The sequence below is a fragment of the Salinicola sp. JS01 genome (assembly GCF_030284585.1).
Classification (GTDB): Bacteria; Pseudomonadota; Gammaproteobacteria; order Pseudomonadales; family Halomonadaceae; genus Salinicola.
Genome location: NZ_CP127244.1, coordinates 757,793 through 775,326 on the forward strand (window position 1 = coordinate 757,793; position 17,534 = coordinate 775,326).

General features: G+C 66.0%; 15 protein-coding genes and 1 riboswitch. Of the genes, 10 read left to right on the forward strand and 5 right to left on the reverse strand.

From position 1 onward, the window contains the following. The first annotated feature begins 25 nt into the window (after nucleotides 1-25). The 9 genes from QO259_RS03485 (at nucleotide 26) to QO259_RS03525 (ending at nucleotide 9,487) form a co-directional block, all read left to right on the forward strand. Nucleotides 26-2,227 carry a type I secretion system permease/ATPase gene (locus QO259_RS03485; protein WP_285951813.1) on the forward strand — a complete coding sequence of 734 codons (2,202 nt, stop codon included), beginning with the start codon at nucleotides 26-28 and terminating at the stop codon, nucleotides 2,225-2,227. Continuing rightward, the gene (locus QO259_RS03490; protein WP_285951814.1) at nucleotides 2,217-3,614 is read left to right on the forward strand and encodes an HlyD family type I secretion periplasmic adaptor subunit; all 1,398 of its coding nucleotides are present in this window, start codon (nucleotides 2,217-2,219) and stop codon (nucleotides 3,612-3,614) included. The genes QO259_RS03485 and QO259_RS03490 overlap by 11 nt, the downstream gene beginning before the upstream one ends. A 42-nt stretch (nucleotides 3,615-3,656) precedes the next feature. Further along, nucleotides 3,657-5,000: a TolC family outer membrane protein gene (locus QO259_RS03495; protein WP_207035328.1), complete on the forward strand. Its 1,344-nt coding sequence runs from the start codon at nucleotides 3,657-3,659 to the stop codon at nucleotides 4,998-5,000. Between the two features lie 31 nt (nucleotides 5,001-5,031). Beyond that, a complete protein-coding gene (locus QO259_RS03500; RefSeq protein WP_285951815.1) occupies nucleotides 5,032-6,951 on the forward strand; it encodes an EAL domain-containing protein in 1,920 nt (639 codons plus the stop codon). Between the two features lie 87 nt (nucleotides 6,952-7,038). Next, nucleotides 7,039-7,701 (forward strand): transglutaminase-like cysteine peptidase, encoded by a 663-nt coding sequence (locus tag QO259_RS03505; RefSeq protein ID WP_285951816.1) that lies wholly within the window; start codon nucleotides 7,039-7,041, stop codon nucleotides 7,699-7,701. Between the two features lie 46 nt (nucleotides 7,702-7,747). Further along, on the forward strand, nucleotides 7,748-8,263 hold the full coding sequence (locus QO259_RS03510; protein ID WP_285951817.1) for an EF-hand domain-containing protein: 516 nt from the start codon (nucleotides 7,748-7,750) through the stop codon (nucleotides 8,261-8,263). Between the two features lie 189 nt (nucleotides 8,264-8,452). Beyond that, nucleotides 8,453-8,761 (forward strand): glutaredoxin family protein, encoded by a 309-nt coding sequence (locus QO259_RS03515; RefSeq protein WP_285951818.1) that lies wholly within the window; start codon nucleotides 8,453-8,455, stop codon nucleotides 8,759-8,761. 80 nt (nucleotides 8,762-8,841) lie between these two features. Next, complete coding sequence (locus QO259_RS03520) at nucleotides 8,842-9,120, forward strand: peptidylprolyl isomerase (RefSeq protein WP_035475297.1); 279 nt, start codon at nucleotides 8,842-8,844, stop codon at nucleotides 9,118-9,120. Between the two features lie 178 nt (nucleotides 9,121-9,298). After that, nucleotides 9,299-9,487 carry a CsbD family protein gene (locus QO259_RS03525; RefSeq protein ID WP_035475295.1) on the forward strand — a complete coding sequence of 63 codons (189 nt, stop codon included), beginning with the start codon at nucleotides 9,299-9,301 and terminating at the stop codon, nucleotides 9,485-9,487. A 104-nt stretch (nucleotides 9,488-9,591) separates the two neighbouring features. On the opposite strand, the gene QO259_RS03530 is transcribed toward QO259_RS03525, so the two are convergent. The 4 genes from QO259_RS03530 to QO259_RS03545 form a co-directional block, all read right to left on the reverse strand. Then, nucleotides 9,592-10,842, reverse strand: a complete 1,251-nt coding sequence (locus tag QO259_RS03530) for a dicarboxylate/amino acid:cation symporter (protein ID WP_035475294.1) — start codon at nucleotides 10,840-10,842, stop codon at nucleotides 9,592-9,594. A 190-nt stretch (nucleotides 10,843-11,032) separates the two neighbouring features. After that, nucleotides 11,033-12,910, reverse strand: a complete 1,878-nt coding sequence (thiC, locus tag QO259_RS03535; RefSeq protein WP_285951819.1) for a phosphomethylpyrimidine synthase ThiC — start codon at nucleotides 12,908-12,910, stop codon at nucleotides 11,033-11,035. A 103-nt stretch (nucleotides 12,911-13,013) separates the two neighbouring features. Continuing rightward, a riboswitch (TPP riboswitch) is annotated at nucleotides 13,014-13,146 on the reverse strand. A gap of 67 nt (nucleotides 13,147-13,213) precedes the next feature. After that, the gene (locus QO259_RS03540) at nucleotides 13,214-14,356 is read right to left on the reverse strand and encodes an anhydro-N-acetylmuramic acid kinase (RefSeq protein ID WP_285951820.1); all 1,143 of its coding nucleotides are present in this window, start codon (nucleotides 14,354-14,356) and stop codon (nucleotides 13,214-13,216) included. A 126-nt stretch (nucleotides 14,357-14,482) separates the two neighbouring features. After that, nucleotides 14,483-15,373, reverse strand: a complete 891-nt coding sequence (locus tag QO259_RS03545) for a LysR family transcriptional regulator (protein WP_207035310.1) — start codon at nucleotides 15,371-15,373, stop codon at nucleotides 14,483-14,485. A 141-nt stretch (nucleotides 15,374-15,514) separates the two neighbouring features. Here QO259_RS03545 and QO259_RS03550 point away from each other — a divergent pair, with 141 nt between their 5' ends. Continuing rightward, complete coding sequence (locus tag QO259_RS03550; RefSeq protein ID WP_285951821.1) at nucleotides 15,515-16,840, forward strand: MFS transporter; 1,326 nt, start codon at nucleotides 15,515-15,517, stop codon at nucleotides 16,838-16,840. Between the two features lie 168 nt (nucleotides 16,841-17,008). Here the strand turns inward: QO259_RS03550 and QO259_RS03555 are convergent, their stop codons facing one another. Then, nucleotides 17,009-17,434: a VOC family protein gene (locus tag QO259_RS03555; RefSeq protein ID WP_035475289.1), complete on the reverse strand. Its 426-nt coding sequence runs from the start codon at nucleotides 17,432-17,434 to the stop codon at nucleotides 17,009-17,011. Nucleotides 17,435-17,534: the final 100 nt, after the last annotated feature.

Below are 17,534 nucleotides of genomic sequence, written 5' to 3' on the forward strand. Positions count from 1 at the left end.
CATGGCATCACAGGAGACTCGAGGTTTGGTTGATGAACCGACACCCCTTCGTCCCGACCCGCTGGGCGAGAAGGAGAGCGACCCGCTGCTGGGGTCGCTCGTGTTCCTCTCGCGCTTTCACGGTGTACCGCGCTCGGGCGATGTGATCAGCGATGGATTGCCGCTGGACGAAGGGCGCCTGACGCTGTCGCTGGTACCGCGTGCGGCACAGCGCGCGGGTCTTTCGGCCAAGCTCGTCAGCCAGCGACCCGATCGGGTCGCCGACATCCTGCTGCCGTGTATCGTCGTGCTCCAGGGGCGTCGTGCCGCGGTGCTGCTCGAGCGCGATCCCCAGCGTCAGCAGGCGACGGTCTATCTGCCCGAAGCGGATGGCACCCAGGAAGTCGACATGGCCTCGCTGTGCGAACAGGCCACTGGCCAGATCATCTACGTCCGCCGCGAGCACCGTTTCGATGCGCGCGCGCCAGAGACGGTCAAGCTGGCCGATGGCCACTGGTTCTGGTCGACGCTCAAGCTCTCCACGCCGATCTATCGCGACGTCCTGATCGCCTCGCTGCTGGTCAACCTGTTTGCCCTGGCGGCGCCACTGTTCACCATGAACGTCTACGACAAGGTGGTGCCCAACCTGGCCTTCGACACCCTCTGGGTGCTGGCCACCGGGATGGGCATCATCGTCGGCTTCGACCTGTTGATGCGCCAGGTGCGCGCCTGGTTTCTGGATACCGCCGGCAAGAAATCGGAGGTGCTGCTGTCGGCCAAGATCTTCGCCAAGGTGATGAACCTGCGCATGGATGCGCGTCCGGTCTCGGTCGGGGCTTTCGTCAAGCACCTGCAGGAGTTCGACTCGGTGCGCGACTTCTTCACCTCGATGACCATGACCACCCTGGTGGATCTGCCGTTTGCGCTGCTGTTCCTGCTGGTGGTGTGGATCATCGGCGGGCCGCTGGTACTGGTGCCGCTGGTCGCGCTGATCATCCTGATCGGCTATGCGATCGCCATCCAGTGGCCGCTGAAGCGCTCGATCGAGCTGGGGTCGCGGCTGGCCACCGAGAAGCACGCGCGGCTGGTCGAAAGCGTGGCCGGGCTGGAGAGCATCAAGCTGGCCAACGCCCAGGGCGAGACCCAGCGGCGCTACGAGCGCGCCGTCGGCGAGATCGCCAAGTGGGGGGTCAAGAGCCGCAATCTCTCGACCTCGGTGTCGTCGCTGACCACCACGGTCAACCAGCTCTCCACGGTGTGTCTGGTGGTGCTCGGCGTCTACTTGATCGGGGAAGGCAGGCTCTCGATGGGCGGCCTGATCGCCGGTGTCATGCTGACCGGGCGTGCCCTGCAGCCGCTGGCGCAGATGGCGCTGCTGATCACGCGGTTCGGCCAGACCCGCAGCGCCATGGCGGCGATCGACCAGATCATGCAGCTACCCGACGAGGTCGAGGCGGAGAAGAACTATGTCCACCGCGACCGCCTCAACATGCGGATCGAGTTCGATCACGTCGGCTTTCGCTATGGCGAGGACTCTCCCGAGGTGCTCAGCGATGTCTCGTTCACCATCGAGCCGGGGGAGCGGGTCGCGATCATCGGCCGCATGGGCGCGGGCAAGAGTACCGTGCAGCGGCTGATGAGCGGTCTCTATCGCGCCTCCGAGGGCAGCGTGCGCATCGATGGTCTCGACATCAATCAGATCCACCCGGCAGACGTACGCCGGCACATCGGTTTCGCCGGTCAGGACAGCACGCTGTTCTTCGGCTCGATCCGCGACAACATCATTCTCGGCCAGCCCTATGCCGGCGACGAGGCGATCCAGCGCGCGGCCGACATCAGCGGGGTCTCCGAATTCACCCGACGCGATCCGGATGGTCTCGACCGGCAGGTCGGTGAAGGCGGGCGTCTGTTGTCGAGCGGTCAGCGCCAGTCGGTGCTGCTGGCGCGGGCGATACTCAGCAACCCGGCACTGCTGCTGCTCGACGAGCCCGGCTCCTACATGGACAACCGCGCTGAGGCGCTGCTGCGGCGCACGCTGAGGGAGCTGCCGCGCAGCCAGACTCTGGTGCTGGTGACCCACAAGAGCGCGATGCTCGAGGTCGCCGAGCGCATCATCGTGCTCGACAGCGGCCGTGTGATCGCCGACGGGCCCAAGCCGACCGTACTCAAGGCACTCAACGAAGGTCGCGTCCAGGCGCCATCGGAAGCCACGCCGGCGCGGGCTTCGGAGGTGCGCCATGGCGGGTAAGGTGCTCAAGTGGCCGCGCCCGACGGCCCAGGAGCTGGAGCTGGCGGATGACGCCAGCGCGGCGACGCTGCTCGCCACGCCCTGGCGCTCGCGCATCCTGATCTGGGTGCTGCTGGCGTTCTTCATCGCCTTTCTGGTGTGGGCGGGGCTTTCCAGTATCGAGGTAGTCACCCGCGGCATGGGGCAGGTGGTGCCCTCGTCACGGCTGCAGACGATCCAGAACCTCGAGGGCGGTATCGTGCGCGATATCTACGTCCAGGAGGGAGATATCGTCGATGCTGGCCAGCCGCTGGCGCGCATCGACCCGACCCGAGCCAGTTCCGATCTCGCCGAGCGCGAGTCGACCCTGGCCGGACTGCAGGCGACGGTGGCGCAGTATCAGGCCGAAATGGCCTCGGTGACGGTGAAACCCGATGCCGACAGCTGGCGTGACCAGGTCACGGTGTCGACCCAACCGCTGCCGGTCAGCGAGACCTTTCAGAAGACCAACCCGGATATCTATACCGCGGCCGAGAACGCCTACAGCGCACGTATCAATGGCCTGCGCTCGCAGCTCGACCAGGCCGCGGCGCAGATCGAGCAGCGCCAGCAGGAGTTGCAGGAGTTGCGTGCCAAGGCCGAGTCGCTGTCGCGCAGCTACCAGCTCTCGCGTCAGCAGCTCGGCATCACCGCGCCGCTGGTCAAGGAGGGCGTGGTATCGCGGGTGGACCTGCTCAATCTGCAGCGCCAGGTCAACGACCAGCGTGGTGAACTGGAGTCGGCGCAGCTCTCTATCCCGGCCAAGCAGTCGGAGCTGCAGGAGGCGATCAGCAAGCGCCGTGACGTGGCCCAGCAGTTCCGCTCGCGCAGCGCCGACGCCCTGAGCGAGGCACGCGGCAAGCTCGACAGCCTGCAGCAGGGGCGCGCCAGCCTGCAGGACCGGGTCGATCGCACCCTGATTACCTCACCGGTGCGTGGCAAGGTGCAGTCGATCAACGTCAACACCATCGGTGGGGTTATCGACCCCGGCGCCAGCCTGATGCAGATCGTGCCGATCGAGGACAACCTGCTGGTCGAAGCCAAAGTGGCGCCGCGCGACATCGGTTTCATCCAGCCGGGGCAGCCGGCCACGGTCAAGCTCTCGGCCTACGACTTCACCATCTACGGCGGGCTCAAGGGCAAGGTGTTGCGCATCAGCCCGGATACCGAGGAGGACGACAAGGGCAATACCTACTACGTGGTCACCGTACGCACCGACAGCAATCATCTCGGCAAGAACAGCGACGACCTGGCGATCATTCCCGGTATGCAGGCCACGGTGGATATCATCACCGGCCGCCAGACCATTCTGCAGTATCTGCTCAAGCCGATTCTGCGGGCCCAGCAGAGCGCGATGCGCGAACGCTGAGGCGCCGGGCAGGGAACATCACTACAGAGAGACATGACAATCATGAGGCAATGGATCCTAGGCGTTGGGGTAGCCGCGCTGGCGGGCAGCGTGCAGGCACAGAGTCTGACCGAAGCCGTGACCCAGGCGGTCATGCAGTACCCCACCACCCGCACCGAGATGGCGCGCTACCAGCAGAACCTCGACGATGCGCGGGCCCAGCGCGGCGCTTATCTGCCGTCGCTGAGCCTCGAAGGGCGTGTCGGTTATGGTGCCAACGAGAGCGAGACCAGCGGTGTCTCTCAGGACAGCGACCCGCACAGCTACCGGCGTGCGCAGCTGACGCTGTCGCAGTTGATCTGGGATGGCAACACCACCATCGAGCGTATTCGTCAGGCCGATGAACAGAGCAACTACCAGCGCTGGCAAGTGGCGGCGGTGGCCAACCAAGTCGGGTTGACCACGATCCAGGCCTATCTCGACGTATTGCGTAGCCAGCGTCTGGTGGAGCTGGCTCAGCGCAACGTCGACACTCACCAGCGTATTGCCGCCGATATTCGCCGCCGCTCCGATCTGGGTGCGGGCACGGCTACCGACACCATCCAGGTAGACGGGCGCATGGCCCAGGCGCAGGCGAGCCTGATCGCCGCGCGCAACAACCTCGACGACGCGACCTCGGCGTTTCTGCGCTATGTGGGGGAGACGCCGCGCAACCTGACCCTGCCACCGGCGGCCGACATGAGCCGAGTGCCGCAGTCGTTCGACGCCGCCATGGCCATGGCCACGGCGCAGAATCCGCTGGTCGTCGCCGCTTCCCACTCGATCGCCGCTGCCCAGCATGAGGTTGCCGCCGAGCGCGGTGATTTCCTGCCCACTTTCCGTGCCGAGGCGAGCCGCCTGGCCAGCCGCGATTACGACTTCGAGGGCGACAGCGCCGATGACTGGAACGCCGACCTGGTGATGTCGTGGAATCTCTATCGCGGTGGTATCGATCTGGCCCAGATGCGCTCGCGCGAGGACGCCCTGCGCGCGGTGCGCTACGACAGCGACCGCTCGCTGCGCGAGATTCGCGACGAGCTGCGCCTGGCCTGGAACGCCCGCGACTATCTCACCAGCCAGCTGCCGTTTCTGAGCCGCCACGTCGAGGCCAGCCAGCAGACCCGGGTCAACTACCGTAAGCAGTTCGACATCGGCCGGCGCACGCTGCTCGACATGCTCGACAGCGAAACCGAACTCTACGATGCCGAGCGCTCCCAAGTGGAAGCCGAATTCTCGCTGCGTCGTGCCAATTATCGCCTGCTCGCCGCCACCGGCCAGTTGCTCGATACACTCCAGGTAGACGTCGGCCTGATCGCCGATGCCGGAGAAAGCTATCCGAGCACCGTGACATCCGGGCCTCAGGGTTGAGTCCCTCAGGATTGAGTAAGGAGAGAATGCCATGAGCCTGTTTCGGCGCTCGGTCGCCATCATGGTGGGGTTGTTGCTGCTGTTCTCGGCGGGCATCTTCGCCATCGAAGTCCATCAGACCCGTGCTTCGCTGGCCGAGCGCCAGCAGGCCGACGTCGACAATCTGGCCCAGGCGCTGAGTCTGTCGCTGGTGCCGTTCGTCGAGATCGGTGACTGGACCAGTGCGGAAACCCTGATGCGCGCCGCTGCCGATGGCGGCGCGGTGCGCGAGCTGCGGCTAGAGGCGGTGGGGCGCGATCAGCCGCTGGTGATGACGTCCGAGCGGGTCAGTAGCACGCCGGCCTGGTTCCAGCATGCGGTGGCGCTGCCCAATGCCATCAGCGAGCGTGAGATCAGCGGCGGCTGGTCGGCGTTGGGGAGTATTCGCGTGGTCTCCGAAAGCGCCGGTGCCTACGATCAGCTGTGGACGCTGGCGCTGCAGCTGTTGGGCTGGCTGGCGATTGGCATGTTTGGGGTGGTGGTGCTCTGCGTGATTGGTTTCAAGCGGCTGCTGGGCCCGCTCAACCGGCTGTCGCGGCGTATCTCCGACATGCAGATCGACGGCTTCGACGAGCCGCTGGCACCCAGCCGTATTCACGAGCTGCGCGGTATTACCGAGGCGGTCAACCGGCTCGGCGAGCGTCTCAATCAGCAGTTCGACCAGCAGGCCGAACAGGTGGTGCGGCTGCAGCGCATGACCGAGCAGGATGCGGTCTCGCAGCTGGGCAATCGGGCCTATCTGACCCGGGTACTCGACGAGTGGCTGTCGGCTCCCGAGGGTGGCGCGCTGGTGATTCTGCGTATCGACCACCTCCAGGAGCTCTACCGCCGCGACGGTTTCGAGGCGCGTGACCAGGCGATCCGGGCGATCGGCCACGGACTCAAGGGCACCCAACTGGGTGGCCGTGAGGTGCAGGCGGCACGCCTCTCCGCCGAGGAGTTCGCGCTGGTGCTCCCTGACTGCGATGACGATGTGCGCGAGCGCTGGCTGGCGGACATGCTCGACCGGGTCGATGACCTGGTCGATGCCAATCCGCTTGCCGAGACGCGCCAGCACTACACCCGTGCGGGAGTGGTGCTGCGCGATGCCGGCATGAGCCGCGAGAGTGTGCTGGCCCGCGCCGACAGCGCCCTGCGTGACGCGATCGAGCTGGGCCAACGCTGGGTGGTGGTGCGCCCCGAGAACACGCTGGCCGCAAGGGGACGTCAGGAGTGGCGTCAGGTGATCGAGCGTGCGCTGGTCGAGCGCGACCTGAGCCTGGTGGCACAGCCGGTACTGCTGGCCGATGGCAGCGAACTGCATCGAGAAGTGTTCGTACGCCTCAACGAAGGCGACAAGCAGCATCCGGCCTATGTGTTCCTGCCGGTGCTCAATCATTTCCGCCTGGGCGCCCGGCTCGATCGCAGCGTGCTCGATACGCTCGACGGCCTGGCTGGTAAGCTTAGTGGACGCCTGGCGGTCAACCTCACCGCCGATTCGCTGGCTGAGCCCGAGGCGTATCGTGCCCTGGTAGCGTGGCTCGAGACGCATACCCGGCTCGCCGCGATGCTCGACCTGGAGGTCAGCGAAGAGATCGCCCTGGAGCATCTCGACGCGGTGCAGCAGCTGTTCCGCCTGGCTCACCGGCTGGGTGCCCGGTGCGGGGTCGACCGCTTCGCACGCAACCTGCAGGCGATGGCCTATCTGTCGCGGCTGCGCCCGGACTACGTCAAGATCGACCAGGGCTTCTTCGTGCGCGACGAGGTGGATACCGAGTTTCTGCGCAGTCTATGCATGGCGGCGCATCAGGTGGAGTCGCGGGTCATTGTGACCCGCGTGGAGTCCGACGAGCAGCGTCAGCGGGTCAGCGAGGTGGGGGCCGACGGCTATCAGGGGTACCTGGCGCCGACCGCACCGCTCACGTTGGCTTGAGGCGTGGGCGCAAAGTGGATGGCGGCCTGGCGTCGCCTTGGCAGCAGGCGGCGCGACCCAGGCGACGCTCGCCCACGCCGTGGCGGCGTGGTTGGGGCCGCCTGGCTGGCATCGGTATGCCTGGTGGCGCTGCTCGGCGGCCAGGCGACGGTCGAGGCGCTGCCGCGTCTGCCGCCGCAGTCGGAGGTCGTCAGGCTCTACGGCGCGGCCGGCTGGCAGCGTATCCAGCAGTGGCCGGTGCTGATCGACCGCCTGCAGGGGCGATCGATCGAGGTGCAGCTCAAGGGCGTCAACGATTTCTTCAATCAGCTGCGCTTCCTCGACGATATCGATGTCTGGCACGTCAAGGACTACTGGGCCACGCCGTTCGAGTTCCTGGGCATAGGCGCCGGCGACTGCGAAGACTTCGCCATGGCCAAGTACCTGACGCTGCGCGAGCTGGGAGTACCGGAAGACCAGTTGCGGCTGCACTACGTCAAGTACATCCCCTACGACCAGTTCCACATGGTCGTGACCTGGGCACCCACACCGACCACGCCTCCGGTGGTGCTCGACAATATCGACAAGCGGATCGAGCCGGCATCGCAACGTAACGATCTGCTGCCGATCTACAGCTTCAACGGTAGCCACCTGTGGATCAGCAAACTCGGTGGCGGTGGGCGCGAGGTCGGCGACGCCAGCCGCCTGAGCCTGTGGCAGAGTTGGCAGCAGCGCCTGGAGCAGGGCACGCTGCGCGATCCGCGGCAGTGATCATTCACCTGGCGCTAACGCCATCGGATGTTTCGAGGAATAGAAGATGAACAAGGGAACGAATCGGTCGTGCTGGTCCAGCCTGGCGCTGATCTCCGCTGCGGGCTTGCTGAGCGCCTGCGCGTCACCGCAGGTCGGCCACGACGTGGTGGTCGAACGCCCTTCGATACAGGGGCCGGTGGCAGTCAGCGCCGACCAGCTGTTCGATGCCGCGGATCACGATGACAAGGGCTATCTGACCCCGCTCGACGTCGAACCGCTGGGTCTCGGCGGCAACTGGCATACGCTGGATCTCAACGGTGATGGCCACCTGTCACGGCAGGAGTTCCGGGCCCAGTTCGCCTCGCCGCTGGTGCAGTCGACGCTGACGTTACCCAATGATCTGCGCACCACTCAGCCGGCGGTGGATGACAGTTACCGCCTGCCGCCTGAGCCAGCGTCCGAGCGTTACCATCCGGCGCCGAGCGATGCGCCGACGCCGGCGACCATGAGCGTGCCGGACAACGCGCCTATCGAAGTGCCGGTATTGATGGATGACGATGCCAGCGGCAGTGCCAACTGATCCCGACGCCGGGACCGTTCGCCGTGCGATGTGATAGGGCGCCTTGGCAGGCATGCATGAGGGGATGCACGAGGGGACTGTCGCCGGCAGGCTGTCAGCGGTTACGCTGTTGCAGGACGGCCTAATGTGAGAGGCCTGTCAGCGATGGGGAAAACGATGTTCGAATGGATCAGGAGGTGGCTGCAACCCATGTCTGCAACGATGACACGCTCGGCACAAGATCAGGCGGCAGTGGACGAGGCGGCGACACGACTGGCGCTCTACCACTTTCAGCGTTGCCCCTTCTGTGTGCGCGTGCGTCACCAGATCGAACGCCTGAACCTGCCGATCGAGCTGCGCGATATTCAGCGCGATCCCGACCACCGACGCGATCTGATCGCCGGCGGCGGTCGCAGCATGGTGCCGTGTCTGCGTATCGCTCACGAGGATGGTCGGATCGAGTGGATGTACGAGTCAGCGGATATCAATCGTTATCTCGAGCAGCGTTTCGGCCACTGAGAGCGCAATCGGGCGGTGACGCGGCGGCTCGGCTTTCCGTAAACTGTACGACCTTCATTCATCGTTCCAGGAGTGACCGCATGGCACAGGCCAGCGCCCGCCACATTCTCGTTGACAGCGAGCAGCAGTGTCTCGAGCTCAAGCAGCAGATCGAAGCCGGTAGCGATTTCGCCGAGGTCGCCCGCCAGCACTCCAAGTGCCCCTCTGGCCGCCAGGGTGGCGAGCTGGGGACCTTCGGCCGGGGTCAGATGGTCAAGGAGTTCGACGAAGTCGTCTTCAACGGCGCCCTCAACGAAGTCCACGGCCCGGTCAAGACCCAGTTCGGTTATCACCTGCTGGAAGTCACCTCGCGCGGCTGATCAGGGCACACGCCGCCGGAAGGCGTGAGTCTCCCGGCGGCGACGGGGCGGCACAAAACGTTACGCGGATTTCATCTTGACGACGGCCAGATCGGACTATCTTCAGAGAGCGCGAGGCAGCGAGCGAGTTGCTGCTCGCGGCGTGAAAGGGAAGTTCCACGTCAGCGAGGTGAATGTCATGACTCAACGTTCGAAAGCCGACAAGGCCGAAGGCGCTATCGACAAGGTCGCCGGCAAGGTCAAGGAAGTGGCCGGCAAGGCGACCAAGGATCGCGAGCTGGAGGGCAAGGGCAAGGCCCAGCAGTCCAAGGGGCATCTCAAGTCCGCCAAGGGCGATCTCAAGGACGCCGCCAAACCGCGTCACTGATCCGACCCGTCATCAGCACGGCCCCGACATCTGTCGGGGCCGTTGCGTTTAGGCGCGGGGGTCGGGACCGGCGTTGCTGACAGCCGACGCCGGGAGGCCGCGCATCAAATACGGTTGTCGCTGTTGTAGATGGCCAGGTCCAGCTCCTTTTCGCTCTTGCCGACCAGCGTGGTGACCATCAGGTCGCCGGCCACGTTGACGCTGGTGCGTGCCATGTCGAGGATACGATCGACCCCGGCGACCACACCGATCGCCTCCAGCGGCAGGCCGATCTGGGCCAGCACGATCGAGAGCATGATCAGCCCTGCGCCGGGCACCCCGGCGGTGCCGATCGAGGCCAGGGTGCCGGTGAGGATGATCATGCCGTAATCGGTCATCGATAGATCGACGCCCACCAACTGGGCGACGAACAGCGCCGCGACCCCCTGATAGATGGCGGTGCCGTCCATGTTGATGGTGGCACCCACCGGCAGCACGAAGCTGGAGACCCCTTCGGAAACCCCGAGATTCTTCTGCGCGCAGCGAATCGAGACCGGCAGCGTGCCCGACGACGAAGCCGAGGAGAACGCCACCACCAGCGCGTCGACGATCCCGCGCAGGTAGCGGCTCGGGTTGAGCCGGCCGAGCAGCGCGATCAGGCCGCTGTAGACCACCAGCACGTGCACCACGCAGGCCAGATAGACCACGCCGATCACCTTGGCCAGCGGCAGCAGCACGTCCAGCCCGTACTGCCCCGAGACGTTGGCGATCAGGCCGAACACGCCGATCGGCGCGAACGCCATGACGATCGCGGTCAGCTTGTACATCGCCTCGGCGAAGCTCTCGAACACCCGCACCACCGGTTCGCCCTTGTCACCGATCAGCATCAGCGAGATGCCCAGGCCGATGGCGAAGACGATGATCTGCAGGATATTGCCCTCGATCATCGCTTGCAGCGGGTTGTTGGGTACCAGGCCGACCAGGATGTCGATCAGCGAGGGCGCCTCGCCCGCCTGCTGTGGGGCGCTCATCGAGGCATCGGCGCCGACCCCCGGCTGGAACAGCGTCGCCGCGACCAGGCCGATGGCGATGGCGAAAGCGGTGGTGATCAGATAGAGGGCGATGGTACGGGCCCCCACGCGGCCCATCTTCTGCGGATCGCGCATGCCGGTGATTCCCACCACCAGGGTGGAGAACACCAGCGGCACGATCAGCATCTTGATGCCGTTGATGAAGATATCGCCGAGCGGCTTGAACAGACTGGCGTCCTTGCCCATCAGGGCGCCGGCGAGGATACCCAGCAGCAGGCCGGCGATGATCTTCTGCCACAGCGGGATACGTCGCCACAGATTGGGTCGGGCGTTGTTCGTTGTCATTCACGGGCTCCTTGCGCAGGCCAGATTGCCGGGGGCAAAAGCGCGCATTCTACCCATCCCGCGGGCGTTTGCGATCCGCCCATTCACAACCGGGATACGCTATAACCCGATTGCGACCAAAGTCGCGTATGACGCCCGCTGCCGCCACACGCCGCTACCTCCTGCTCGGCGCGCGGCAGCAGCGATGTCGTCATACCTCGCGGTAGAGTTCACCTCCCTCGCGCTGAAAGCGTTCCGCCTGAGCCTGCAGGCCAGCCTCGCGATCCCCGGAGGGCGCTGCGTCGCCGAAGCGCTCGCGCACCTCCTGGGTGATCTTCATCGAGCAGAACTTGGGCCCGCACATGGAGCAGAAATGCGCCACCTTGGCCGATGCCTTGGGCAGGGTCTCGTCGTGGAAGGCCCGCGCCGTGTCCGGGTCGAGGCCGAGATTGAACTGATCCTCCCAGCGGAACTCGAAGCGCGCCTTGGAGAGGGCGTTGTCACGGCGCTGGGCTCCGGGATGACCCTTGGCCAGGTCGGCGGCGTGGGCGGCGATCTTGTAAGTGATGATGCCGGTCTTGACGTCATCCTTGTTGGGCAGGCCCAGGTGCTCCTTGGGGGTGACATAGCAGAGCATGGCGCAGCCGTACCAGCCGATCTGTGCCGCACCGATGCCGGAGGTGATGTGATCGTAACCCGGGGCGATATCGGTGGTCAGCGGGCCCAGGGTGTAGAACGGCGCCTCGTCGCAGCAGGCGAGCTGCTTGTCCATGTTCTCCTTGATCAGCTGCATCGGCACGTGGCCGGGGCCTTCGATCATCACCTGGACATCGTGCTGCCAGGCGATCTTCGTGAGCTCGCCCAGGGTCTCCAGCTCGGCGAACTGGGCGGCATCGTTGGCATCGGCGATCGATCCCGGGCGTAGACCGTCGCCCAGCGAGAAGGCGACGTCGTACGCCTGCATGATCGCGCAGATCTCTTCGAAGTGAGTGTAGAGAAAGCTCTCCTGATGGTGGTGCAGGCACCACTTGGCCATGATCGAACCGCCGCGGGAGACGATACCGGTGACGCGCCTGGCGGTCAGCGGCACGTGATGCAGGCGCACGCCGGCGTGAATGGTGAAGTAGTCCACTCCCTGTTCTGCCTGCTCGATCAGGGTGTCGCGGAAGATCTCCCAGGTCAGGTTCTCGGCCACGCCATCGACCTTTTCCAGCGCCTGGTAGATGGGCACGGTGCCGATCGGTACCGGTGAGTTGCGCAGGATCCACTCGCGGGTCTCGTGGATGTTCTGCCCGGTGGAGAGATCCATGATGGTATCGGCCCCCCAGCGGATGCCCCAGGTCATCTTGTCGACCTCCTCCTCGATCGACGAGGTCACCGCCGAGTTGCCCAGATTGCCGTTGATCTTCACCAGGAAGTTGCGCCCGATGATCATCGGCTCGCTCTCCGGGTGGTTGATGTTGGCGGGGATGATGGCACGCCCGGCGGCCACCTCCTGGCGCACGAACTCCGGGGTGATCTCCGCGGGCAGATGGGCGCCGAACGCCTCGCCGGGGTGCTGGTGATCCAGGCTGGGATCGGCTGCCTCGCCCTGCCACTCGCGCCGGCGCTGGTTCTCGCGAATGGCGATGAACTCCATCTCCGGGGTGATGATGCCGCGACGGGCGTAGTGGAGCTGGGTCACGTTGGCACCCGGGCGGGCGCGGCGCGGAGTGCGTGCGAGCTGAAAGCGCAGGGTCGCCAGCCGCGGGTCCTCGGCGCGCCGGCGCCCGAAGGTGGAGCTGGGGCCCTCGAGCCACTCGGTATCGCGGCGTTCGTCGATCCAGGCGCGGCGTACCTCCGGCAGCCCGCGGCGAATGTCGATCTGGATCTCCGGATCGGTATACGGGCCGGAGGTATCATAGACCGCGAGCGGGGCATTGGGTGCGAAGCCGTCGCGGGTCGGTGTCGGAGACAGCGCGATCTCGCGCATCGGCACGCGAATGTCCGGGCGTGAGCCGGTGACGTAGATCTTGGTCGAGGCGGGCAGCGGGGAGATGGCGGCGCTGTCGACCCTGGCCGTATCCGAGAGGAACTGGGGAGATTTCATGTCGAGCGTGCTCCAGTGCATGACTCAAGTCAGGCCGGCGCACAGCGTAGGCGGGGGGAGGTTGGGTGGGGCGTGAGCGCGGACCGAGGCATTGGACCGAGCGCACCGACCTCCGCTTGATCCCTACGCCGGTACTAGCCGGATCAGGTTCGTCGGGATCCGCCGTGGCGCCGGGCCCGGGAGGGCGCTGCGCAGGACGATCTCAGCCGGTTCCACCGGCACCCCGTCAAGCGTCGATGTCTGCTCACGGCGAGTGGCCGGGCGCAGACAGCCCGGCCAGTCTGGGGTAGCGCAGAGAGCGGGTCAAGCGGGTGCGTGGGCCCGTGCCAGCCTGCCACCGGTCTGGGGCGCGGCCACGCCGGTGGTGAGCGGAAAGCTCAGTGGCAGGCCGCGCAGCGAGCGCATGGCCAGGTAGGCGAAGCATTCGGCCTCGATCGCGTCCCCGCGCCAGCCGACGGCATCGGCGAGCTGCACCTCGGCACCCGTGCGGTGGGCGAGTTCGCGCATCAGCGTGGGGTTGCGGCGCCCGCCGCCGCACACCACGATCCGCTCGGGCCGCTGCGGCAGCAGGGTCATTGCCCGGGCCACGGCGGCGGCGGTGAAGGCGGTCAGGGTGGCGGCGCCATCTTCGAGTTCCAGCCCCGCGGCCATCTCCGCCTGGAAGTCGAAGCGATCCAGCGACTTGGGATAGGGCGCGGCGAGGTAGGGGTGTTCGAGCAGTGCCTGAAGCCGCTGTTCATCCACCTGCCCGCGGGCGGCGATGAGGCCGTCGCGGTCCATCGCCGCGCCGGTGTGCTGGCGCACCCAGTCATCGATCGGCGCATTGGCGGGGCCGGTATCGAAGGCGATCAGGCGCCCCTGGTCGGATGGCTCGCCGTCCCACCAGGAGAGATTGGCGACGCCGCCGAGGTTGAGCACCAGACTCTCGGCACCGGCATTCAGGCGCTCGAGCAGCGCGCGGTGATAGACCGCCGACAGCGGCGCCCCCTGGCCGCCGCGCTCGACGTCCGCACTGCGGAAATCATAGACCACGTCGCTGCCCACCAGGCGTGCCATCAGCTGGCCATCGCCCAGTTGGCGAGTGGCGCCGCGGCGCCCCGCGACCGGCGGGCGGTGGAGCACGGTCTGGCCGTGGAAGCCGACCGCACTGAGCTGTTCGGGACGGAAGCCGTGCCGGGCGAGGAACTCGCTCACGGCGGTTGACTGCGCCTCGGTCAGCGCGGCCTCGGCGCGGCGGAAGATTGCCGGCTCGGGACCTTCGAAGTTCCACGCCCGGGCGGCCTCGAGGGCCTCGGCCAGCAGCGGGCGGATATCCTGGGCGTAGGGCACCAGCTCGTAGGGGCCGAACTCGTCGATGGTGTCGCCATCGCTGCGCAGCATGGCGATATCGATGTTGCCATCGAGCACGGTGCCGGTCATGAGACCGAGGCTCCAGCCGGATTGCATGGTGGCGTCTCCTGTGTGCATGAAGCGGGTATGACGATCACGTCGTGATGAGCTGGCTCGGCGCGAGCGGGTCTGGCGCAGACTCTACCGGCTGCGGGCGGCCGCGCAAAGCCGGCACGCGGCGGTTCAGCCGGCGATGGCCTCGCGCACGATCTGAATGAAGTGCTGCGCCTGGGGCGTCAGGTGATGGCGCGGATGGGTCAGCCACACCTCGGAGCGCGCGTCGGCATCACTGATCGGACGGTAGCGCACGTTATCGATATGGATGTGGCGGAACGACTCGGGCAGCAGCGAGACACCCAGTCCGCTGGCGACCAGGCTGATGATGGTGTTGGGGCCGCCGACCTCCTGGACCAGACGCGGTGTCAGCCCGCGCTGAGCGAACAGCACGTTGAACTGGTCGAGCAGACCGGTACCGGCGGCGGGCGAGAAGTAGACGAACGGCTGGGTGGCCAGCTCGGCCAGACTCAGCGGGGTATCGCTCGCGCCGAGCTCGCTTTGGGCATTGACCACCGCCACCAGCGGTTCGCGTATCAGAGTGAAAGCGGAAAGCTCTGGCGGCAGGGTGGCCGGACGCATGATGCCGATATCCAGATCGCCCTCCAGCAGCGGCGCGATCTGGCGCTGGCTATTGAGCTCGTGCATGCGCAGGTCGACGTCGGGGTAGCGCTGGCGGTAGTGGGTCAGCGTGCGCGGCAGCAGTGGGGTCAGCGGCACCGAGGTGGTGAAGCCGATACGCAGCTGGCCGCTCTCGCCGCGGCCGATGCGAGATACCAGCCGCGAGGCGCGCTCGGCGCGGGCGAGCACCTCGCGCGCCTCGTCGAGGAACAGCTCGCCTGCGGCGGTCAATGCCACACGGCGATTGGTGCGCACCAGCAGCCGCCCGCCCAGCTCCTCCTCCAACGCCTTGATCTGCTGACTCAGCGGCGGCTGGGAGATGCCCAGACGGGCCGCGGCGCGGCTGAAGTGCAGCTCCTCGGCCACGGCGACGAAGTAGCGCAGGGTTCGCAGTTCCATGGTCTCGCCCACCTGAATGATATATTCAGGATATCAAAAACTATGAATCATATATTCGAAATAAGGCTTGCGCCGGCTTATGCTAGGTCCTGATCGGCGCGCGGCCACCACTGCGCGGCCGCTTTCCTCAGGAGTCTCGACTTGCCCCGCCACCGCACACCCGCGCCGCTGCGCGATAACACCTTGGATGCCACGACCGATGCCGTCAGTGACACCAATCGGTCGCTGAAAAACGCCGCCGAACGTCTCGAAGCCGAGGCCGCCGAGGCCGCCTTCATCGAGCGTGGCCGGCGCGGCTATCGACCCACCATGCTGGCGCTGTTCCTGGGCGCCTTCTCGACCTTCGTGCTGCTCTACTGCGTGCAGCCGATCATGCCCATTCTCTCCGACGCCTTCGGCATCGACGCCGCGACCAGCAGTCTGTCGCTCTCGGTGGCGACCGGCATGCTGGCGATCGGCCTGCTGATCACCGGGCCGATCTCGGATGCGGTGGGGCGCAAGTCGATCATGTCGGTGGCACTGCTGGCGGCTTCGACCTGCACGCTGCTGGCGGCGGTGATGCCGAGCTGGTCCGGGGTCCTGGTGATGCGGGCGCTGGCTGGATTGTCACTGTCGGGGCTGTGCGCGGTGGCGATGACCTACCTCAACGAGGAGATTCATCCGCGCTACGTGGGGCTGTCGATGGGGCTCTACATCAGCGGCAACAGCATCGGCGGGATGAGTGGACGCCTGATCAGCGGGGTGATGGTGGACTGGGTGCCGTGGCGCTGGACGCTGGCGATCATCGGTCTGGTGGCGCTGCTTGCCGCGCTTTTGTTCATGCGTTGGCTGCCGCCGTCGCGGCACTTCACGCCGCGGCCGTTCAATGCGCGCAGCGTGCTCTCCGGCTTCACGGTGCACTTCAAGGATCGCGGGCTGCCGCTCTTGTTTCTCGAAGCCTTCCTGCTGATGGGCGGCTTCGTCACCCTCTACAACTACATCGCCTATCGGCTGCTGGCGGAGCCCTATCAGGTCAGTCAGGCGCTGGTCGGGCTACTCTCCATCGCCTATCTCTCCGGCACCTACAGCTCGGCCTGGGCCGGCTCGCTGGCCGATCGCCTGGGGCGGCCGCGCATCTTCTGGCTGTTCATCGTGATGATGCTGGTGGGGCTGGCGATCACCCTGCTTAAGCCGATCAGCCTGATTCTGATCGGCATCCTGATCTTTACCTTCGGCTTCTTCGCCGCCCATTCGCTGGCCAGCGGCTGGGTTGGGCAGCGTGCCCGGCAGGCCAAGGGGCAGGCGTCTTCGCTCTATCTGTTCAGCTACTATCTGGGCTCCAGCGTCGCCGGCACCCTCGGCGGCGCCTTCTGGTACTGGGGCGGCTGGCACGGCGTGGCGCTGTTCATCGGGGTATTGCTGCTCGTGGCGCTGATGATCGGTGTGCTTTGCCTGCGCCGCCTGGAAGCGCCTGGCGCGGCCGGTTGACACCCACCCCAGGTAACAACAACGCCAGGGGCCGGTCAGTGACCGGCCCCTGGCTGTTTCATTCCCGCTATTTCATCCGGGCTATCTCTAACTGGCTATCTCTGACTGGCTATCTCGTTCGGGCGTTCACCCGGATGAGGCTAACCGGAGAGGCCGATGCCGCCGGACTCACTTGGCGAACAGCTGGCTCATGTCCTTGAAGGCCTTGAACTCGAGCGCGTTGCCGCAGGGGTCGAGCAGGAACATGGTGGCCTGTTCACCGACCTGTCCCTTGAAGCGCACATAGGGCTCGATCACGAACTCGGTGCCGAAGCCTTTCAGACGCTCGGCCAGGGCTTCCCACTCATCCCAGCCCAGGATGATGCCGAAGTGCGGCACCGGTACATCGTGGCCGTCGACCGGGTTGGTGTGTGCCGCCTGCTGAGACGGCGTCTGCGGGTGCTCGTGGATCACCAGCTGGTGGCCGTAGAAGTCGAAATCCACCCACTGTTCGCTGGAACGGCCTTCGCTCAGGCCGAAGGTCTCACCGTAGAACTTGCGTGCGGCGGGCAGGTCGTGAACTGGAATGGCGAGGTGGAAGGGGGAGAGTGCCATGATGAGTGCTCCTCGAGTGTCGTGTGTGGGCTCAGTTTGATGGCAAAAAAATCGATGGAAAGCGGATAATATTGCAGTCTGATATCGAAAATACTGGATT